3 protein-coding genes are annotated in these 2,281 nt (G+C 69.4%); 2 read left to right on the top strand and 1 reads right to left on the bottom strand.

What is annotated here, in order from left to right; genetic code table 11:
* On the bottom strand, positions 1 to 788 hold a 788-nt coding region (locus AC1DOC_RS30045), incomplete at its 3' end, for an AsmA family protein (protein ID WP_478131158.1).
* An 83-nt stretch (positions 789 to 871) separates the two neighbouring features.
* Here AC1DOC_RS30045 and AC1DOC_RS30050 point away from each other — a divergent pair.
* Complete coding sequence (locus tag AC1DOC_RS30050; RefSeq protein WP_478131159.1) at positions 872 to 1,294, top strand: hotdog fold thioesterase; 423 nt, start codon at positions 872 to 874, stop codon at positions 1,292 to 1,294.
* A 90-nt stretch (positions 1,295 to 1,384) separates the two neighbouring features.
* Positions 1,385 to 2,281 (top strand): solute carrier family 23 protein (locus tag AC1DOC_RS30055; protein WP_478131160.1); only part of this gene is annotated, 897 nt, incomplete at its 3' end.

A 2,281-nucleotide genomic window follows, 5' to 3' on the forward strand; every position in this document is an offset into this window, starting at 1 on the left:
CCCGAGGCCTTGCCGGCCACGGCGCTGCGCCGGCCGAAAGCCTGCAGCATGCCCTCGATGTCCACCTGCCGCGGCTCGAGTTCGGCCGACACGCGCAGCAGGTCGTTCGGCAGGGTCTCGAACCAGGCCACGCCGTTCGCCGTGCCGCCGCCAATGTCGATGCGGGTGCGCCACCGGTCCTGGCCGGCGGCGCGGTCCAGGCGCAGCCGCGCGGGCGGCGAGGCGCCGGCGCGCTCGATGCGCGCCTGGCGCGGGCGCCAGCCGGCGTCGAAAGTGATTTCGCCGTCGTAGGCCAGCGCCATGTTGCGCCGGTCGATCCAGACCAGGTCGCGCCAGCGCAGCTTTTCGAGCGGAACCGGCGCCAGCGTCCAGGGCGCGGGCAGCGCGACGATGCGCCCGTCCTCCTTCGGCTTGGGGCTGCCGCCGCGGATTGCGCGCACCGACCCGCGCGGCAGCACCAGGCTCTCGATCTCGACCTCGTCGATGGCGACGACCCGCCGCAGCAGCTCCCTGAGCTTGAGCTGGACCGTGATGCGGCGCAGCGTGACAGGGCGCGGCTGCTCGGTGGCCAGGTCGGACAGCACCAGCACGGGGCTGGGCCACAGCGCCCAGTGCGCGCCGCCGATCTTCAGGCCGACGCCGAAGCGCTTCTCGAAACCCTCGGCGATGCGCGCGGCCACTTCCTCGTCGCTGGGCAGGCGGGTGCTCGCCACCCACAGCAGCGCGCCGGTGCCCAGCAGCAGGACCGCGGCAATGCCGATGAGCCAACGGCGAAGGGGGCGTTTCATCGCGCCAACTTAGCACGCAAAGGCGACTGCCGTTGTCAGCCCCCGTCGCTATAGTTTCCCAAACCCTGCACTGGAGAAACCGAATGCGTATCTGGAAAAAAGACATCTCTGTCGAGGAACTGACCCGCAACCACATCGGCACCGCCGTGTCCACGCTGGGCATGGAATTCCTGGAGGTGGGCGACGACTTCATCCGCGCCCGCGTGCCGGTGGACGAACGCACCCGCCAGCCCTACGGCATCCTGCACGGCGGCGTGTCGGTGGTGCTGGCCGAGACACTGGGCTCCTGCGGCGCGCACTACTCGGCCCCCGAGGGCGACCGGGCCGTGGGGCTGGACATCAACGCCAACCACATCCGCTCCGCCACGAGCGGCTGGGTCACGGGCACCGCGCGACCGGTGCACCGCGGGCGCACCACGCAGGTGTGGCAGATCGACATGACGAACGACGCGGGCRAATTGACCTGCGTCTCGCGCATCACAATGGCGGTGCTGCCGCCGCGCTAGCCAGGAGAAGAGAAGAAAATCCGCCGCGGCACGCGGGCGGCAGCGGGCCGAGAGAAGCCCCCCAAATAACTACCGAGGAGATAACCACTCATGAGCAACCTGTTCAGCTGGCGCGAAGTCGCCGCCACCGAGGGCCGCGTGGTCGCGCCCGACGAACGCCTGCCCTGGCTGCAGACCGGCGCGATGGGCGTGCAGCACGTGATCGCGATGTTCGGCGCCACGGTGCTGGCGCCCATCCTCATGGGCTTCAATCCCAACATCGCCATCCTGATGAGCGGCATCGGCACGCTGATCTTCTTCCTGGTGACGGGCGGCAAGGTGCCCAGCTACCTGGGCTCGAGCTTCGCGTTCATCGGCGTGGTGATCGCGGCCAGCGGCTACGCGGGCAAGGGGCCCAACGCCAACATCGCAGTGGCGCTGGGCGGCATCGTGGCCTGCGGGGTGGTCTACATCCTGATCGGCGCCCTCGTGCAGGCGATCGGCACCGGCTGGATCGAGCGCTTCATGCCGCCGGTGGTCACGGGCGCTGTGGTGGCGGTGATCGGGCTCAACCTGGCGGGCGTGCCGATCAAGAACATGGCGGCCAGCAATTTCGACTCGTGGATGCAGGCCGTCACTTTCCTCTGCGTGGGGCTGGTGGCGGTGTTCACGCGCGGCATGCTGCAGCGCCTGCTGATCCTGATCGGGCTCATCCTGGCTACTGCGGTCTATGCGCTGCTGACCAACCTCTTGGGCATGGGCAAGCCGGTCGACCTGTCCGGCATTGCCAATGCAGCCTGGTTCGGCATGCCCACCTTCACCGCGCCGGTGTTCACCACCAACGCCATGCTGCTGATCGCCCCCGTGGCCATCATCCTGGTGGCCGAGAACCTCGGCCACCTGAAGGCGGTCACGGCCATGACCGGCCGCAACCTCGACCCCTACATCGGCCGCGCCTTCATCGGCGACGGCATTGCCACGGTGGTGAGCGGCGCCTCGGGCGGCACC

It is taken from the genome of Variovorax sp. 01T439_2, assembly GCF_056398445.1.